This is a genomic window from Prescottella sp. GW823-FHT02E09 (assembly GCF_058797375.1).
Genome location: NZ_JBXAJP010000001.1, coordinates 574,492 through 590,825, shown reverse-complemented (window position 1 = coordinate 590,825; position 16,334 = coordinate 574,492). Strand labels below are relative to the sequence as shown.

Sequence of the window (16,334 nt, the reverse complement as noted above, 5' to 3'; positions counted from 1 at the left end):
TGGTCGGCCGGGGAGCGCGGCTGTGCTCCCACGGTTCTGGACGTGTGTATATCACTTTCGCTATCGGGTCTACGTGCCGATTTGCTACGGGTTGCCCGAAAGTTCTCGAGACGTTCCAGAATTATCGGACACAAACCATCAGACCATGTCGTTTTTCTGCAACCAACGCAAAGTCGGCCAGCCACAGAAGACCGGGAGCCAACACGTCAGCACGCGGTACAACAGTACGGACGGTACCGCGATCCCGACGGGCAGCCCGAACGCGGTGAGGCCACCGATGAGTGCGGCCTCGACGGCGCCGACACCGCCCGGCGTCGGCGCGGCAGAGGCGAGGGTGCCGCCGATCATCGTGACGATCGTGACGGTGACGAACGTGGTGCCGCCGCCGAACGCCTCGACACTGGCCCACAGGGCGAGGGCGGCCCCGAGGGTGGTGCCCGCGCTGCCGAGCACGATCAGCAGGAAGCGGCCCGGGTTGCGGGCCAGTTGCGCCAGGGACCCCAGCACCTCGGTGAGCTGTGGGCGGACCTCGTTGTTGAGCCAGCGTCGCGCCTTCGGGATGAACATGAACGTGCCGATCGCGCCGAGCGCGATGCCCGCGATGAGGTACAGCGTCGTGCCCTTGGGGACGAAGTGCGACAGGTCGGCGTCGCGTCCCGCCGCCACGCTGAAGAAGATCAGCAGCGCGACGTGGGTGACCACCTGCACGGTCTGTTGCAGCGCCACCGCTGCCGTGGCCCGGACCGTGCCCAGACCACCCTTCTGCAGGAAACGCACGCTCAGCGCGAGCCCGCCGACGCCGGCCGGGGTGGTGGTGGCTGCGAACGTGTTCGCCACCTGCATGATCAGCAGGTGGCGGTAGCGCACCAGTTCGGAGGCGCACGCCCACAACGCCGCCGCCGCCCCGACATAGGTGAGGGCCGACACCGCCAGCCCGCCCAGCGCCCACCACCAGTTCGCCGTCTTCAGCTCGGTGAGGAAGGTCGGCACCTGGCTGATGAACGGATACGCGACGTAGACCAGGCCGATCAGCAGCACCAGCTGGATGATCTGGTTCCGGGTGAAGCGGGTGACCTGTTCGGGGGCGATCTTCTCGATGTCGGTCTGCCGGCCCACCTCGTCACGGATGGCCGACAGCATCGCCGACGAGTCCGGGACGTGTTTGCGCACCCGGGCCGGCATCGCCGACTTGGTGAGTCGGCCGGACGCGGCCAGGATCCGCTCGCGGCCCTGCGCCTCCAGCGCCGCCCGGACCGCCGGTTCCACGCCGAACAACGTGGCCGTGGTCAACAGCAGTTGCGCGGTGTCGGAGAGGACCGTTGCCTCGGTCGGTCCGAGCTCGGCGTAGGAGAACCCGTCGAACAGGGCCCGGCCGTCGTCGATCCGGATCTCGCTCGCCCGCAGGTCGCCGTGCGTGATCTGGTGGGTGTGGAGCTCGCCGAGCGATCGCCACAGCATCTCGAGCAGAGTGTCGCGGGGCTGCGGGTGATCGGTGGCCAGCGTCGCGATCGGGGAGCCGTGCGAAACCGGGTGTGCGTACAGCTGCCAGCCACGGTCCAGGGCGGCCACCGCGATCGGCTTCGACGCCGCGAGGCCCGCGTCGGCGACCGCGATGCCCATCAGGGCGCGGTGCTGGACGGCTCGCGCGAGCGACGCGTGCACCGGCGGACTCTCGCTGCTGCGCAGCGCCAGCCACTGCGAGGCCTGGCGGATGGCGCCGCGGCTGCGCTGATTCTGTCCGTACAGCTCGACGATCAGTTCCGGCTGCCCGTCGTCCCGCGAGGCGCCGAGGATCAGCGGTCCGCTGCCGGCCGGGGCGATCACCCGGAACGCCGTGATGCGGTGGCCGAGCCGCTGCAGCGACTCGACGGCCGAATCGAGCGGCACCTCCAGCGCCGGCGTGCCGACCACGAGCACGATGACCGCGCCGACCAGGTACCCGACCGCCGTCCCCAGCATCGACCGGGCGGGCACGACGGAGCTGACGATCAGGTGGATCGGCGCGAACGCCAGCAGCAGCGCCCACCACAGGCGTCGCCAGCGCTTCGGCAGCCACGGCCCGGACACCGTCAGGACCGCCGCGAGCATCGCGATCCAGCGGGGGTCGTCGAGGAACTGGGACAGGAACGTATTGAGCCGGTCCGAGACGTCGAGGTGCCACTGCGGCGCGGCCAGCCCACTCCCGGTTATCGACAGCGCGACACCCGCGATCAGCCCCGCGGCGGCGTAGCCTGCCAGCAGCTTCCAGCGGCGTCCGATGATCAGCTGGATCAGGATCGCGAACGGAAGGGCGAGGATCGCGACCCCGTACAGGAGATAGACGGTGTCCGAGACTCCCGGCGACAGGATGCCGACGATGTCGGACACCGACGTCTCGAGCGCGTCCCATTCGCTGCGGGTGATCACCGAGCCGGCGATGACCGCGCCGAGCAGGATCATCGCGATGACCACTCGCAGGATGTCGCTCGTGCGCCGGACCAACGGTTGCAGGAGGCTGCCGGAGACCGGGATGTCGCGCCCGTCAACTCGCAAGGGACACCACCAGTCGCGCGCCGCCGAGCGGGCTGTCCTCGAAGTGCGCCCGGCCCCCGTGGAGGTGGGCTTGCTGAGCGATCAACGCCAGGCCCAGCCCGGACCCGCCCTTCGCGGCGCCGCTACCGCGTCGGAAGCGTTCGAACACCTCGGTTCGTTCCTCCTCGGGAAGGCCGGTGCCGTCGTCGTCGACAGTGACGGTGACGGTGCCCGGCGCGGCCAGGTCGTCGCGGCGTGCGCCGATCGCCACGTGCCGCGCGCCGCCGTGCCGGACGGCGTTGGCGATGGCGTTGTCGAGTGCCAACCGCAGGCCCGCGGGCAGGCCGCGCAGCACCAGGCCGGGTGGCGCATCCACCGTCACCGTGACGCCGGGGTGCTGACGTTGCGCGTCCTCGGCGGCGAGGTCGCACAGCTCCGTCAGGTCGGTGTCGACGTGATCCTTCTCGCTGGACAGCTCGCCCGACGCGAGGCGCTCGAGCGCGGTCAGGGTCGCCTCGACGCGGCCCTGCGTGCGGATGAGGTCACCGAGGATCTCGGCGCGCTGGGCGTCGGAGAGATCGAGGGTGTCGAGCACCTCGAGGTCGGTCCGCATCGCGGTGAGTGGGGTCCGAAGCTCGTGCGCGGAGGCCGCCGCGAAGTCGCGTGCCGTCTCGAGAGCCGCGGCGGTGCGGGACTGCGCATCGGAGACGTCCTGCAGCATCGCGCCGGCGGCCGCGGCCAGTTCGTCCGCCTCGCGGACCCCGGACGCGGCGGTGGCGAGGTCGCGGTCGCGTCGGCTCACCCGATGGGTCAGTTCGACCAGGGGCCGCACCGCCCGCCCTCCGAAGATCCAGCCGAGTCCGCCCGCGGCGACGATCGCGAGCACACCGACGAGCGCGACCTGCTGCTGTTGCTCGGTGGTCGGATCCTTCGCCTCGGCGAGCGGGACGGCTACCGACAGCAGCGACGTGGACTCGGGACCGAGCGGAGCGGTGAAGGCCCGGAACGGGGTGCCGCCGACGTCGACAGTGTGCGATCCGGGATCGAGCTTGGGGAGCCGGCTCGACGTGCTCGAGACGACCTTGTCGCCCGCACGGATCGTGACCGAGAACGCGCCGCCGTCGCCGAGGATGTTGAGGAACGGCGCGGCGGCCGGAGCATTGACGACCAGGACCCGCGACGCGGTCTCGAGCCGACGGTCCAGTTGCTGCAGGTTGTTCCGGGCGATCGCGAGCGCGAGGTACACGCCGACGGCGGCGACGATGATGATCGCCCCCAGCGCCGTCGCCATCGCGACCCGGGCCCGCAGCGAATGCGCGCGACTCACGACGGCTCCCGCAGGACGAATCCGACGCCGCGCACCGTGTGCAGCAGCCGTGGAGTGCCGTCTGCTTCGAACTTGCGCCGCAGGTAGCCCACGAAGACGTCGACCACGTTGGTGTCGGCGACGAAGTCGTAGCCCCACACCAGATCCAGCAGCCGTTCCCGACTGAGCACGACACCCGCGTTGCGGGCCAGCACCTCCAGCAGTTCGAACTCCCGCTTGGTCAACAGGACCTCGTCGTCGCCGAGCCACACCCGGCGGCCGGCGAGGTCGATCGACAGTGCGCCGACGACCAGCGGCGGCTCGGTGACGGGGCCGGCGACGACCGCGCGGCGCCGCAGCATCGCACGGATCCGGGCGACGAGTTCGGCCAGGACGAACGGTTTGACGAGGTAGTCGTCGGCGCCGGATTCGAGACCGGCGATGCGGTCGTCGACCGAGCTGCGGGCGCTGAGGACACAGATCGGGATGTCGTTGCCCATCCCACGCAGCGCCGTGACCACCCCGGTGCCGTCGAGGACGGGCATGTTCATGTCGAGCACGAGGGCGTCGGGTTCGACGTCGGCGATCACACGCAGCGCGATCGCGCCGTCGGCCGCGGTGAGGACGGTGAATCCGGACAGCCGCAGCCCGCGTTCGAGCGAGGCGAGAACATCCTGGTCGTCGTCCACGACCAGGACTGTTGCGGGTGCGGTCACGTGAGCATTGTGCCCGGTACACCGGGACGGGTGCCTGGAAGCGGGGCTGCCGGGTGCGGTGTGGCGGTGCCCGCGAGCACCGGCGCAGTGGGGGACAGTCGGCTCGGGCCGGAGACCTCGCGGAGGTCGGACGTGTCGAATCCGGCGTCCTCGATCAACGCCCGCGTGCGTCGATCCCATCGGCAGCCACCTGCGAAGTGTCTGTTGACGGGGGTGATCGCGGACTGGGCCGCCGCCCGCAGTCCGGTTCCCCGCACGTGCTCGGCGAGCACGAGCCGTCCTCCGGGACGCAGGACACGACGGATCTCCGCGAGCGTCCCTGTGACGTCCCGAACCGAACACAGCACGAGGATGGAGACCACGGCGTCGACGCTGTCGTCGTCGACGGGCAGCTCTTCGGCGCCGCACGCGACCACTCGCACGGTGGCAGGCGAGGCGGCAGCCACCCGAGCCAGCGTGCGTCGCATGTACGGGGACGGCTCGACGGCGGTGACGGTGGCGCCCGATCCGTAGTGCGGGAGCGAGGCCCCGGTGCCGGCGCCGATCTCGAGAACGTCGCCGTCCAGGTCGCCGAGCAGGCGAGCACGGAGGGGGCCCAGCCAGACGCGTTCGGAGCCGGCGTTGGCCCTGTCGTACCAGGCGGCGTAGGCCGCGTCGAGGCGTCGGCGGATCATCTCGGGCTCCCGTCCCGCGTGGTGGCGGAGGTGCGACTGATGAAGATGTCGGCCACGGACACGAAGGCGTCGAGGTCTCGTGCGGGAATGCCTTCGAGCAGGGCCTCGGCGGTGAGGTGCCGCAGTTCGCGGATCCGTTCCGCCACGGCGCACCCCTCGCCGGTGAGTGTGACGATGTGGGCTCGTCGGTCGCTCGGGTGAGGCTCGCGTGTCAGGTGGCCGGAGGCCTCGAGGGCGTCGACCAGAGCGGTCACCTGTCGGGTGCTGCACCGCAGTGCGGTCGCGAGATCGCGCTGCGTCATGGGTGGGTGCTCGAAGATGCAGAAGAGTGCCCGGGTGCGGGCCGTGGTGAGCCCGAACTGCCTCGCGCCGTCCTCCATCGAGGTCGACAGGTGATCGGCCAGGACGAACGCGCGGTCGATCGCGTCGTGGCGGGCGGGTGTCTCGGTCACAGAAGTGATGCTAGTTCATTGTGAACTCTGTTCACCATTCTCGGTGGACGCGCGTGCTTCCGCGAGGCGCCGTCAGCGGGCGACGCAGCGCTGCACCAGGGTGCCGATGTCCTCGATCCGGGTGGTGACGACGTCGCCGGGGGCCAGGAAGCGCTGCGGGCTGCGCCCCACACCCACGCCGGCCGGGGTGCCGGTGAACACGATGTCGCCCGGACGCAGCGTGCACACCGCCGACAGGTGCGCGATCAACTCGGCGACCGGGAGCATCATCTGCGAGGTGCGGCCCGACTGGACCGACTCGCCGTCGATCTCGCACTCGATCGCGAGGTCGTCCGGGTCGGCGAACTCGTCCGGGGTGACCAGCCACGGGCCGGTCGGCCCGAAGCCGGGATGCGACTTGGCCAGCGAGAACTGCGGTGCCGGACCGGCCATCTGGGAGGTCCGTTCCGAGAAGTCCTGTCCGACGGTGAGTCCGGCGACATGGGCCCACGCGTCGGCCGCGGCCACGTCGGTCGCCTCGCTGCCGATGACGACCACCAGCTCCACCTCCCAGTCGACGGTGTCGGTGGGCAGCCGCAGGTCGGTCTCGGGGCCGGTGAGGCAGCTCGCGAACTTGGTGAAGGTGGGCGGCGCGTCCGGTGCGTCCATCCCGGTCTCGGCCGCGTGGTCGCGGTAGTTGAGGCCGATCGCGAACACCTGGCTCGGTGCCGGCGAGGGCGCGCCGAGGTCGCGGGCCTCGAACGGGTCACCGGTGGCGGTGTCGGCGGTGGCGGCCCACGCGGTGAACGCCGACCACTCGGTGTAGATGCCGGGCAGGTCGGGGCCGAAGCGTCCCGCGCTGGCGGTGTGGATGTCGACAGCCCGCTGCCCGTCGGTGAGAACTGCTCGTCCGGAGAGGTTGGCGATGCGCACGGTCGTCACGTCCTGTCTGTGGTCGGGTGGGGACAGTACAGCCGAGAAATATCGGAAAAGCAATATAATTTCGAAACTTGACTCCGGATCCGCATCGTCCTGTACTTGCGGCATGGCACGAGCGAGCGGAACCCGCGCAGACGAGATCCACGCGCGGTTGCGAGCCGACATCCTCGGCGGTGTACTCGCGCCGGGGGAGAAGCTCGCGTTCGGGCGGTTGCAGGACCGCTACGACGCGAGCACCGGTGTCCTTCGGGAAGTCCTGCCCCGACTCGTCGAGCAGGGGCTCGTGGTCTCCGAGGCGCAGCTCGGCTTCCGGGTGGTGCCGGTTTCCGTTCCGGATCTGTTGGAGCTCACCGAGACCCGCGTGTTCATCGAATCCGAAGCGCTGCGGCAGTCGATCGCGCACGGCGACATCGAGTGGGAGTCGGCGGTGCTCGCGGCGCGGCACACCCTGGCTCGGACGGCGCCCGCCGACGCGGACGGACGGGTCGCCGAGGCGTGGCTGTCGGCGCACGGCAACTTCCACGGTGCACTCCTGCGTGCGTGCCCCAACGGCCGGCTGGTGCGCATCGCCGAATCGCTGCGCGACATCTCGGAGGTGTACCGCTGCTGGAGTGTTCGCAGCGCGGAGTCCGAGCAGCGCGACGTCGACGCCGAGCACGGACGGATCGCCGAGGCCGCCGTCGATCGGGACGTCGATCGGGCGGTGGACGAACTGCGCCGGCACATCGAGTCGACGACCGCACTGCTGATCGCCGGGGTGCAGTCGTGATCGGACTCGGCGAGCTCGAGACCGCCGTGATGGACGTGCTGTGGAGTGCGGACGAATCGGTGCGGGTGCGGGACGTGATGGACCGACTGCAGTCGCCGCGGCCGCTCGCGTACACCACCGTCATGACGGTCCTCGACAACCTGCACACCAAGGGCATGGCGTCCCGGCAGCGCATCGGTCGGGCCTATCGGTACCGAGCCGCGCGCAGTCGGGAGGAGACCGCGGCCGATCTGGTTCGTCAGGTGCTCGATTCCAGTGGTGACGCCGAACAGGTCATGCTGCACTTCGCGAACTCGGCCTCCGAGGACGAGTCGAGAATCCTGCGCCGGGCCGCCCGGCGGACACGGGCACGCCGGCCGGGTGGTGTCGGGTGACTCGGGGCTGAACGCGTCGTGCCGTGGCGCCCGGGTCCTGCACTATCCGCTTGCGCTCACGCTGTCTGCGCTGCCGGTGCTCGCGGCCTCCTGCGCGCTCCTCGGCGGCTGACCTGTGCCGGGCCGCTCGGCAGGGACGGTGCACGCGGGCCCGCACAGGCTCTGACGCCGTCGCAGCACGACAGCGGTCGTCAGCAGGGCGAGCGAGACCACCGCCAGGACCGGCTGCAGCGGCGCCCAGAACCCGAGGGCACCGCTCGTGCCGATCGCGAGCAGGACGATCTTGTTGCAGACCGGGCAGCCCACAGCGAACACCGCGAGCGCCACGCCGGCCATCGCGCCGGTCGGGCGGGCCGCCCGGGTTCCCGGACGGATGCCGAACCACAGCGCGGTCAGGATCGCGGTGGCGGCGAGGACTGGGTACTCCCACCAGCGCACGGGCACCTCGCGCCCGAACAGCGGGGTGTCGATGATGTCCGTCGGAACGCCCACTACAATGACGGTCACGACGCCTGCGGCGAGTGCGCGCAGCAAATACGTTCCACTGCTGGAGTTTTCGGTCACGGTGCTCGGCACCCCTTCGTCTACGGAACCTCGTAACTACTAAGGGATGTAGTAGTTCGATGTACTATCAACGATAGTAGTTGTGGGACGTGTGTGCGAGAAGGAACGGAGGACGGATGGCATCGCGGAGCAAGCTGTTCGGGGTCAGACGGGACGTGTGGCTGCTCGGCGCTCTCGGTGTCGTCGCGCTCGTACTGGCCGGGGTTCTCGTGCTGGAACGGATGCGCACCTCGGATGAACCGTCCTCGGCGGCGGTCGCAGCCACCGAAGGTCTCGAGGCCGGAATCGGGCCGGTCGGCGACATGGCCCGCCGGGTGGAGGGTGACCCGTTGGCGCGCGGACCGGTCGACGCTCCGGTGGTCCTGGTCGCGTACTCGGACTATCGCTGCCCGTTCTGCGCGAAGTTCAGCCGCGACACCGAACCGCAGCTCGTCGAGAAGTACGTCGAGGCGGGACAACTGCGGATCGAGTGGCGTGACCTCCCGATCTTCGGCGAGGAGTCGATGGTCGCGGCGCGTGCCGGCCGGGCTGCCGCAGCGCAGGGCCGGTTCTGGGAGTTCAACTCGGCCCTGTACGCGGCATCGCCGGATCGCGGGCATCCGAACCTCGACCCGGGCGCGCTGCGTGGTTTCGCGGAGCAGGCCGGTGTGCCGGACCTGGACCGTTTCGTACGGGACGCCGCGGACACCTCGGGTGACGCGGCGATCGCCGCAGATGCGCTGGAGGCCAATACAATCGGAGTGGCCAGCACGCCGTCGTTCGTGATCGACGGGTATCCCGTGCTCGGCGCCCAGCCGCTGTCGGTGTTCGAGCAACTGATCGAGAAGACCGGTGGGCAACTGTCGTGACCGACGTCGGACTGCTCGGTGCACTGCTGGGGGGCCTGCTCGCACTGGTCAGTCCCTGTTCGGCGTTGCTGCTGCCGTCCTTCTTCGCGTACGCCTTCGACGGTGTCGGCCGCCTCGCGGCCCGGACCGCGGTGTTCTACCTCGGACTCGCGGCAGTGCTGGTGCCACTCGGCGCCGGTCTCGGGGCGATGGGATCGTTGCTGACCCGGCACCGGGAGACGGTCACGACGGTCAGCAGTCTGGTGCTGATCGCGCTCGGGGTCATGGCTATGTTCGGTCGCGGATTCGCGTTTGCACCCGCGCAGCGTGCCGCCGGGTCCGTCCGCATCTCCGGCACCGTGTCGGTGTTCGTGCTGGGGGCGGTGTACGGGTTCGCCGGGTTCTGCTCGGGGCCACTGCTGGGCAGCGTCCTCACCATCGCGGTGGCCGGGGGCGGTGCCGGCTACGGCGGCCTGCTGATGGCCGTCTACGCGTTGGGGATGACCGTCCCGCTGTTCGTGCTGGCGTTGCTGTGGGATCGATTCGACCTGGGGCGGCGTCCGTGGTTGCGGGGTCGGCAGATCGTGCTCGGGCCCGTGCGCACGCACACGACGTCACTGGTGTCGGGTCTGCTGTTCATCGCGCTCGGGGTCCTCTTCCTCGTCACGGACGGGACCGCGAATCTCGGGAGCGTGATGGGTGTGGACGACCAGTTCTCGCTCCAGGTGACGTTGAGCGACTGGGCTCGGCAGGTGTCCGATACCGGTGTCCTGCTCGCGGTCGTGCTGGTGGTGCTCGTGGTCGTGGCGCTGCGGGTCGTGCGTCGGCGCCGATCCGAGTCCGAGCCCGAGTCCGAGTCCGAGGCGGCTGGGTCGGGCCCGGGCCACGACCGCTGAACTACCGTGGGTGGCGCACCGCATGCACCACGACGGAGAGGACGACGTGACCGAATCGCTCGTGTGGTTCCGGCGCGACCTGCGCCTGGCGGACCTGCCGACGTTGCTCGCGGCGGGGGAACGGGCGATGGGACTGTTCGTGCTCGACGACCGGTTGCTCGGTCCGTCCGGCGGCCCGCGTCGAGACTTCCTGTACCGCAGCCTCGCCGCGCTCGACGAGCAGCTCGGCGGGCGTCTGCTGGTGATGCGAGGCGACCCGGTCGAGGTGATCCCCAGTGTCGCGAAAGCCGTTGGTGCGCAAGCAGTGCATGTCAGCGCGGACTACGGTCCGTACGGCCGTGAGCGCGATGCCGCGGTGGCCGGCCGGGTCGAGCTGGTCGCCACGGGCTCGCCGTACGCGATCGCGCCGGGCCGGGTGACCAAGAACGACGGCACCGCGTACAAGGTGTTCACCCCATGGTTCGGACGGTGGCTCGACCACGGTTGGCGCGGTCCCGCGCAGACCGGTGCCGACACCGTCGCGTGGATCGACCCGGACGACGTCGGCGGGCTGCGCGGCCGAGTCGCGATACCGGCGCCGTCGGAGCCGGGTCCCGCGGCCGGTGAGCGCGCGGCGCTGGCGCGGTGGCGGGAGTTCTGCGACGACGACCTGATCCGCTACGACGAAGAACGTGACCGCCCGGACCTCGACACCACCAGCCGGATGTCGGTGTACCTCAAGTTCGGCAACATTCACCCGCGCACCATGCTCGCCGATCTCGCACGCCGGCGAAGCCACGGCGCCGAGCAGTATCGTCGCCAGCTGGCGTGGCGAGACTTCTACGCGGACATCATGTTCCAGCGTCCGGACAGTGCACGCCGCAACTACGACCGCAAGTTCGATGCGATCCGCTACGACACCGGGCCGGACGCCGACACCCTGTTCGCGGCGTGGTGCGCGGGCCGCACCGGATTCCCGATCGTCGATGCCGGCATGCGGCAGCTGGCGGCCGAGGGATGGATGCACAACCGGGTGCGGATGATCGTCGCGTCGTTCCTCGTCAAGGACCTGCACCTGCCGTGGTGGCGCGGCGCGCGGTACTTCATGGCGCAGTTGGTGGACGGCGATCTCGCGTCGAATCAGCACGGCTGGCAGTGGACCGCCGGGTCCGGCACCGATGCGGCCCCGTACTTCCGGGTGTTCAACCCGACCGGCCAGGGCGAGAAGTTCGATCCGACGGGCGATTACGTGCGGCGGTGGGTGCCGGAACTGCGCGGTGTCGAGGGCAAGGCGGTGCACGCGTTGAAGTCCGGTCGGCCCGCGGGCTACCCCGACCCGGTCGTCGACCACGCCGAGGAGCGGCGAGAGGCCCTGGCGCGCTACGGCGAGTTGACCTGATTGTCGCGCTGGCGCCGGGGCGGTCCGGCAACGTTTCGGTGCTCTCGACGGCGGGTACCCGCAGTGCATGAAGACACTGATGACGATCGCGGTGGCGGCGGGCGCGCTGGTCCTGGCCGTCGCCTGCGGAGACGACGGCAACTCCGACGGCCACGACGGTGAGCACGCGGGTCCGGCCGCGACGACGTCCGTGATGCCCGACGGCGACGACGGAGACGACACCCCGGACAACTACGGCGCGTTCGATCAGGCGAAGCTGGACACGTTCACCGCGGCGTTCCGGACGGCGTACCCCGAGTTGTCGGCGGGCCGCGACGACGGCGACATCGAGGAGATCGCGGTCGAGTCGTGCACCGATCTCGCCAACGGTGCCGACCAGCAGACCGTCACGACGCGGATCGTGGACCGCGCGGAGGACGACGGCACCAGGCCGTCCCCCGAGCAGGCGCAGCAGATCTACGACCTCGTGATCCCCGCCTGCCCATGAATCGTCCCACTGGGTGGACACCCCCACTTTCGAGACCGCTGGCTTCGGTATAGCCTCGGGCCGCCCCTCGACGGAAGGTTCCATGGTGTCCCAGATCACTCCTCCTGATGTGTTCGCGCCGGCCAAGCTGGGGCCGATCACGCTGCGCAACCGCATCATCAAGTCCGCCACCTTCGAGGGCCGGACGCCGCAGGCTCTGGTCACGGACGATCTGATCGAGTTCCATCGCAAGCCGGCCGCGGGCGGTGTGGGCATGACCACCGTCGCGTACTGCGCCGTGCAGCCCGAGGGGCGCACCGAACGCGGCCAGCTGTGGATGCGTCCCGAGGTGGTGCCGGGACTGCGCAAGCTCACCGACGCGATCCACGCCGAGGGTGCCGCCGCGTCCGCGCAGATCGGGCACGCCGGCCCGGTCGCGAACGAGAAGTCCAACCGGCTGCCGGCCCTCGCACCGTCGATGTCGTTCAATCCCATGAGCATGAAGAAGATCCACGCGGCGACCACCACCGACATCGCCCGGATCACCCAGGCTCACGCCGACGCGGCCCGATTCGCGATCGAGGGCGGCTTCGACGCCGTCGAGATCCACTTCGGTCACAACTACTTCGCGAGTTCGTTCCTGAGCCCCAAGCTGAACAAGCGTAAGGACAACTACGGCGGCTCCCTCGAGAATCGCGCCCGGATCGTGCGCGAGACCGCCCGTGCGGTCCGTGCGGCGGTCGGCGACCGGATCGCGATCCTCGCCAAGCTGAACATGGACGACGGCGTGCCCGGTGGATTCTGGGTGGACGAGGCGATCCAGGTCGCTCGTTGGCTCGAGGCCGACGGCAGCCTCGACGCCCTCGAACTGACGATGGGCAGTTCGTTGCTCAACCCGATGTACCTGTTCAAGGGCGACGCCCCCGTTCGCGACTTCGCGGCCGCGATGCCGCAGCCGGTCAAGCTCGGTGTGCAGATGGTCGGCAAGGCCTTCATCAAGACGTACCCGTACGAGCCGCTGTTCATGCTCGAGGAGGCGCGTCAGATCCGGGCCGCGGTCGAGATGCCGCTCGTGCTGCTGGGCGGCGTAACCGACAAGGCCGGCATGGACACCGCGATGGCCGAGGGCTTCGAGTTCGTCGCGATGGCGCGCGCGCTGCTACGGGAACCCGACCTGATCAACCGCATCGAGGCCGAGTCGCGCACCCGGTCGCTGTGCATCCACTGCAACAAGTGCATGCCGACGATCTTCTCTGGGGCGCGTTGCGTCCTGGTCGACCCGGCACCGGTCCGCCGCCGGTGAGCCGGGCAGGCCGTCAGATGCAGGCCGACGCGTACTCGACGGCCGCCCGCACGTCGGCGGCCCACTCGCTCCACACCGTCTCGTGCGTCAGCAGGTCGGCCACCGAACACAGCGCGTCGGTGGCCTCGCGCACGATCTCGAGCACCAGGTGGAACTGGTAGCCGCCGATCGTGGCGAGGTGCTCGTAGTCGGTGGAGTGCGGCGAGGGGCACAGCGATTGCATGTCCAGGGGGCCACCGTCGCGGACGGTGGCGGTACCGTGGCCGACGAGTTCGACCAGCGCGGCGACCTGTGCGTGCGGTGCGGGCAGCGAAATCGGATCGTGATTCGTTGCAACGAGGTCCGCGGAGACGAACGCGGCCGGGAGGTCCAGGTCGACGTTCTCGGCTGCCGCGGCCGCGGTGAGCCGATCGCGGGCGCGCGCCGACGTGGCGGCGAGTCCGCCCGCCACCAGGTCGCCCACCGGCGATTCCAGCGCCGTGAGGAAGCGGAGTCGTTCGGTGGCCGACCCGAGCAGTGTCCACACGGTCGTGATGCGCCCGGCCTCGAGCGGTGCGACGGCGTCGAGGAGGGTGTCGAGGATCTCGTCGTACTGGGCGATCGCCGCGATGAGACGCAGACCCGGTCCGGCCGCCCAGTCGGGATCGGTGGCCCGCTCCTTGCGTTCGGATTCGCGCATGGCGTTGAGGTCCGGTTCCAGGCACACCTGGACGGCCGTCAGGAACTCCCGCATCAGGGCGCCCTGGTTCGACACCTCGACCCCCTCGGGGTCGTGCAGGAAGTGGCGGCGCGGGCTGTTCGCGACGAGATCACGCATGAGAGCGTGGACGGACGGCGTGGCGACTGCGGACAATTCTCCCCCTCGGGCAAATACGAATCTGTGTCGTCGAAATCGAGGATCGGGTGAAACCCTGTTCGTGAATCTACCGTGATCATACCGTGATGGTCAAGCATCGCGCTGGCCCTGACCTGCGTGTTTGGTTGGTTTAACTTATATGTCGTTTGGCCAATATGGTTCGGATAATCCCATTTATCCGAAATGGGAAAAGGCCCCGCACCTTGCGGTGCGGAGCCTTTCCGTCGATGTAGGTGCGATCCGCGGCTACCCGCGGAGCAGCCTCTCCAGCTCGGCGAGGACGGATGGGTCCTCGATGGTGGACGGCACCGTGTACTCGTCGTTGTCGGCGATCTGGCGCATCGTCTTGCGCAGGATCTTGCCGGAGCGCGTCTTCGGCAGCGCCTGGACCACGGTGACGTCGCGGAACGTCGCGACCGCGCCGATCTGCTCGCGCACCATCGCGACCAGTTCCTTGCGCAGCACCTCGTCGTCGATCTCGACACCCGCCTTGAGCACGACGTACCCGCTGGGGCGCTGACCCTTGAGTTCGTCGTGGATGCCGATCACCGCGCACTCGGCAACCGCCGGGTGGCCGGCCACGACGGCCTCCATGCTGCCCGTCGAAAGGCGGTGTCCGGCAACGTTGATGACATCGTCGCTGCGGCCGAGGACGAAGACGTACCCGTCCTCGTCGATGTAGCCGGAGTCGCCCGTGAGGTAGTAGCCGTCGAACGTCGACAGGTACGACTTCACGTAGCGCTCCTCGTCACGCCACAGGCCGGCCAGGGTGCCCGGGGGCAACGGCAGCGCGATCACGATGTTGCCCTCGGTGCCCGCCGCGACGGGGGCGCCCTCGCCGTCGACGATGTCCACCCGGTAGCCCGGGACGGGCACGGTGGGGGAGCCGGCCTTGATCGGCATCGGCTCCAGCCCACGCATGTTCGCGCAGATCGCCCAGCCGGTCTCGGTCTGCCACCAGTGGTCGATCACCGGGACGCCGAGCTTCTCGGTGGCCCACACGTACGTGTCGGGGTCGAGTCGCTCGCCGGCCGCGAACAGCGTCTTCATCGACGAGATGTCGTACTTGGCAAGCTCGCCGGCCTCCGGGTCGGTCTTGCGGATGGCGCGGATCGCGGTGGGGGCGGTGAACAGGGCGGAGACGCTGTGCTCCTGGATGACTCGCCAGAACGCGCCGGCGTCGGGCGTGCCGACGGGCTTGCCCTCGTACATCACCGTGGTGGCTCCCGCGAGCAGCGGCGCGTACACGATGTAGGAGTGGCCCACGACCCAGCCGACATCGGACGCGGTCCACATGACCTGGCCGGGACCGATGTCGTAGATGTTGCGCATCGACCAGGTGAGCGCGACGGCGTGACCACCGTTGTCGCGCACGACGCCCTTGGGTTTTCCGGTGGTGCCGGAGGTGTAGAGGATGTACAGCGGATCGGTGGCGGCGACGGAGACCGGCGCGGCATCGGTTGCGTCGGCGGTCAATTCGTCCCAGTCGAACCACGCGGCGCCGCGGTCGCGGTAGTCGGCGGCCGAGCCGGGAATCGTCTCCCGGTTCTTGACGATGACGGTGTGCGGTGCGTGCGCCGACATCTCCAGTGCCTGGTCGACCATCGGCAGGTACTCGATGGTGCGGCCGGGCTCGAGGCCGCCGGAGGCGGTGACCAGTACGACGGGCTGGGCGTCGTCGATGCGGGTGGCGAGTTCCTTGGCCGCGAAGCCGCCGAACACGACCGAGTGGACCGCGCCGATGCGCGCGCACGCGAGCATCGCGATCGCGGCTTCGGGGATCATCGGCATGTAGATGACGACACGGTCGCCGGCGACGACACCCTGCTCGGCGAGCACGCCCGCGAAGCGCGCGACCTCGGCCAGCAGTTCGGTGTAGGTGTACGTGCGCTTGGCCGGGACCATCGCCGAGTCGTAGATCAGCGCGGCCTGGTCGCCGCGGCCGTCACGCACGTGCCGGTCGAGGGCGTTGAAGCACGTGTTGAGGGCCGCATCGGGGAACCAGCGGTACGCGGGCGCGTTCGAGTCGTCGAGGGCACGGGTGGGTACGGTGTCCCACTCGACGGCGTCGGCGGCGGTGAGCCAGAACTTTTCCGGCTGCTCCACGCTCTCCCGGAACGCTGCGGAGTAGGTCTTCGCGTACGCGCCTGCTGCGTGCTCGGCTGAGCTCATCGATTCGTGTCCTCTCGGTAACTGACCACGCATCTGTGATGCACACAACACACTATTCGACCGGTGTCCGTTCGACGTGTCGGTCGGTCCGTCGGGGGATCGGCCTGCGCCGGACGGTGCCGAACGGTCGGTGAACGGCGGGCCCTCCCGTC

16 protein-coding genes are annotated in these 16,334 nt (G+C 69.7%); 7 read left to right on the top strand and 9 right to left on the bottom strand.

Annotated elements, in window-relative coordinates; genetic code table 11:
- Positions 1-138: 138 nt before the first annotated feature.
- The 6 genes from AC1RIF_RS02840 to AC1RIF_RS02815 form a co-directional block, all read right to left on the bottom strand.
- The gene (locus AC1RIF_RS02840; RefSeq protein ID WP_492599849.1) at positions 139-2,532 is read right to left on the bottom strand and encodes a flippase-like domain-containing protein; all 2,394 of its coding nucleotides are present in this window, start codon (positions 2,530-2,532) and stop codon (positions 139-141) included.
- Complete coding sequence (locus AC1RIF_RS02835; RefSeq protein WP_492599848.1) at positions 2,522-3,838, bottom strand: sensor histidine kinase; 1,317 nt, start codon at positions 3,836-3,838, stop codon at positions 2,522-2,524. The genes AC1RIF_RS02840 and AC1RIF_RS02835 overlap by 11 nt, the downstream gene beginning before the upstream one ends.
- Positions 3,835-4,533, bottom strand: a complete 699-nt coding sequence (locus AC1RIF_RS02830) for a response regulator transcription factor (RefSeq protein WP_492599847.1) — start codon at positions 4,531-4,533, stop codon at positions 3,835-3,837. The genes AC1RIF_RS02835 and AC1RIF_RS02830 overlap by 4 nt, the downstream gene beginning before the upstream one ends.
- Positions 4,530-5,207, bottom strand: coding sequence for a class I SAM-dependent methyltransferase (locus AC1RIF_RS02825; protein WP_492599846.1), 678 nt, complete (start codon positions 5,205-5,207; stop codon positions 4,530-4,532). Before AC1RIF_RS02825 ends, AC1RIF_RS02830 begins: the two co-directional genes overlap by 4 nt.
- Positions 5,204-5,659, bottom strand: a complete 456-nt coding sequence (locus AC1RIF_RS02820; RefSeq protein ID WP_492599845.1) for a MarR family winged helix-turn-helix transcriptional regulator — start codon at positions 5,657-5,659, stop codon at positions 5,204-5,206. The genes AC1RIF_RS02825 and AC1RIF_RS02820 overlap by 4 nt, the downstream gene beginning before the upstream one ends.
- A gap of 72 nt (positions 5,660-5,731) precedes the next feature.
- The gene (locus AC1RIF_RS02815) at positions 5,732-6,571 is read right to left on the bottom strand and encodes a fumarylacetoacetate hydrolase family protein (protein WP_492600125.1); all 840 of its coding nucleotides are present in this window, start codon (positions 6,569-6,571) and stop codon (positions 5,732-5,734) included.
- A gap of 112 nt (positions 6,572-6,683) precedes the next feature.
- Between AC1RIF_RS02815 and AC1RIF_RS02810 the strand changes: the two genes are divergently transcribed.
- The gene (locus AC1RIF_RS02810) at positions 6,684-7,346 is read left to right on the top strand and encodes a GntR family transcriptional regulator (RefSeq protein WP_492599844.1); all 663 of its coding nucleotides are present in this window, start codon (positions 6,684-6,686) and stop codon (positions 7,344-7,346) included.
- The gene (locus AC1RIF_RS02805; RefSeq protein WP_492600124.1) at positions 7,346-7,720 is read left to right on the top strand and encodes a BlaI/MecI/CopY family transcriptional regulator; all 375 of its coding nucleotides are present in this window, start codon (positions 7,346-7,348) and stop codon (positions 7,718-7,720) included. Before AC1RIF_RS02810 ends, AC1RIF_RS02805 begins: the two co-directional genes overlap by 1 nt.
- Positions 7,721-7,762: 42 nt before the next feature.
- Here AC1RIF_RS02805 and AC1RIF_RS02800 read toward each other — a convergent pair whose 3' ends face one another.
- Entirely contained in the window at positions 7,763-8,284 is a 522-nt protein-coding gene (locus tag AC1RIF_RS02800) for a hypothetical protein (RefSeq protein WP_492599843.1), read from the bottom strand.
- Between the two features lie 116 nt (positions 8,285-8,400).
- Between AC1RIF_RS02800 and AC1RIF_RS02795 the strand changes: the two genes are divergently transcribed.
- From AC1RIF_RS02795 to AC1RIF_RS02775, 5 genes are all read left to right on the top strand, one after another.
- Positions 8,401-9,132 (top strand): DsbA family protein, encoded by a 732-nt coding sequence (locus AC1RIF_RS02795; RefSeq protein WP_492599842.1) that lies wholly within the window; start codon positions 8,401-8,403, stop codon positions 9,130-9,132.
- Positions 9,129-10,007, top strand: a complete 879-nt coding sequence (locus AC1RIF_RS02790) for a cytochrome c biogenesis CcdA family protein (protein WP_492599841.1) — start codon at positions 9,129-9,131, stop codon at positions 10,005-10,007. Before AC1RIF_RS02795 ends, AC1RIF_RS02790 begins: the two co-directional genes overlap by 4 nt.
- Positions 10,008-10,053: 46 nt before the next feature.
- Positions 10,054-11,385, top strand: coding sequence for a cryptochrome/photolyase family protein (locus tag AC1RIF_RS02785; protein WP_492599840.1), 1,332 nt, complete (start codon positions 10,054-10,056; stop codon positions 11,383-11,385).
- Between the two features lie 67 nt (positions 11,386-11,452).
- On the top strand, positions 11,453-11,872 hold the full coding sequence (locus tag AC1RIF_RS02780) for a hypothetical protein (protein WP_492599839.1): 420 nt from the start codon (positions 11,453-11,455) through the stop codon (positions 11,870-11,872).
- Between the two features lie 82 nt (positions 11,873-11,954).
- Positions 11,955-13,154, top strand: a complete 1,200-nt coding sequence (locus tag AC1RIF_RS02775) for an NADH:flavin oxidoreductase (RefSeq protein ID WP_492599838.1) — start codon at positions 11,955-11,957, stop codon at positions 13,152-13,154.
- 13 nt (positions 13,155-13,167) lie between these two features.
- Here AC1RIF_RS02775 and AC1RIF_RS02770 read toward each other — a convergent pair whose 3' ends face one another.
- Together AC1RIF_RS02770 and AC1RIF_RS02765 are read right to left on the bottom strand one after the other, a co-directional pair.
- A complete protein-coding gene (locus AC1RIF_RS02770) occupies positions 13,168-14,007 on the bottom strand; it encodes a hypothetical protein (protein ID WP_492599837.1) in 840 nt (279 codons plus the stop codon).
- Positions 14,008-14,256: 249 nt separating this feature from the next.
- Positions 14,257-16,182 (bottom strand): propionyl-CoA synthetase, encoded by a 1,926-nt coding sequence (locus AC1RIF_RS02765; RefSeq protein ID WP_492599836.1) that lies wholly within the window; start codon positions 16,180-16,182, stop codon positions 14,257-14,259.
- Positions 16,183-16,334: the final 152 nt, after the last annotated feature.

Coding starts and splice junctions, on each gene's coding strand:
- AC1RIF_RS02795 (WP_492599842.1), top strand. CDS start 8,401: ATGGCATCGCGGAGCAAGCTGTTCGGGGTCAGACGGGACGTGTGGCTG.
- AC1RIF_RS02810 (WP_492599844.1), top strand. CDS start 6,684: ATGGCACGAGCGAGCGGAACCCGCGCAGACGAGATCCACGCGCGGTTG.
- AC1RIF_RS02765 (WP_492599836.1), bottom strand. CDS start 16,182: ATGAGCTCAGCCGAGCACGCAGCAGGCGCGTACGCGAAGACCTACTCC.
- AC1RIF_RS02780 (WP_492599839.1), top strand. CDS start 11,453: ATGAAGACACTGATGACGATCGCGGTGGCGGCGGGCGCGCTGGTCCTG.
- AC1RIF_RS02775 (WP_492599838.1), top strand. CDS start 11,955: ATGGTGTCCCAGATCACTCCTCCTGATGTGTTCGCGCCGGCCAAGCTG.
- AC1RIF_RS02825 (WP_492599846.1), bottom strand. CDS start 5,207: ATGATCCGCCGACGCCTCGACGCGGCCTACGCCGCCTGGTACGACAGG.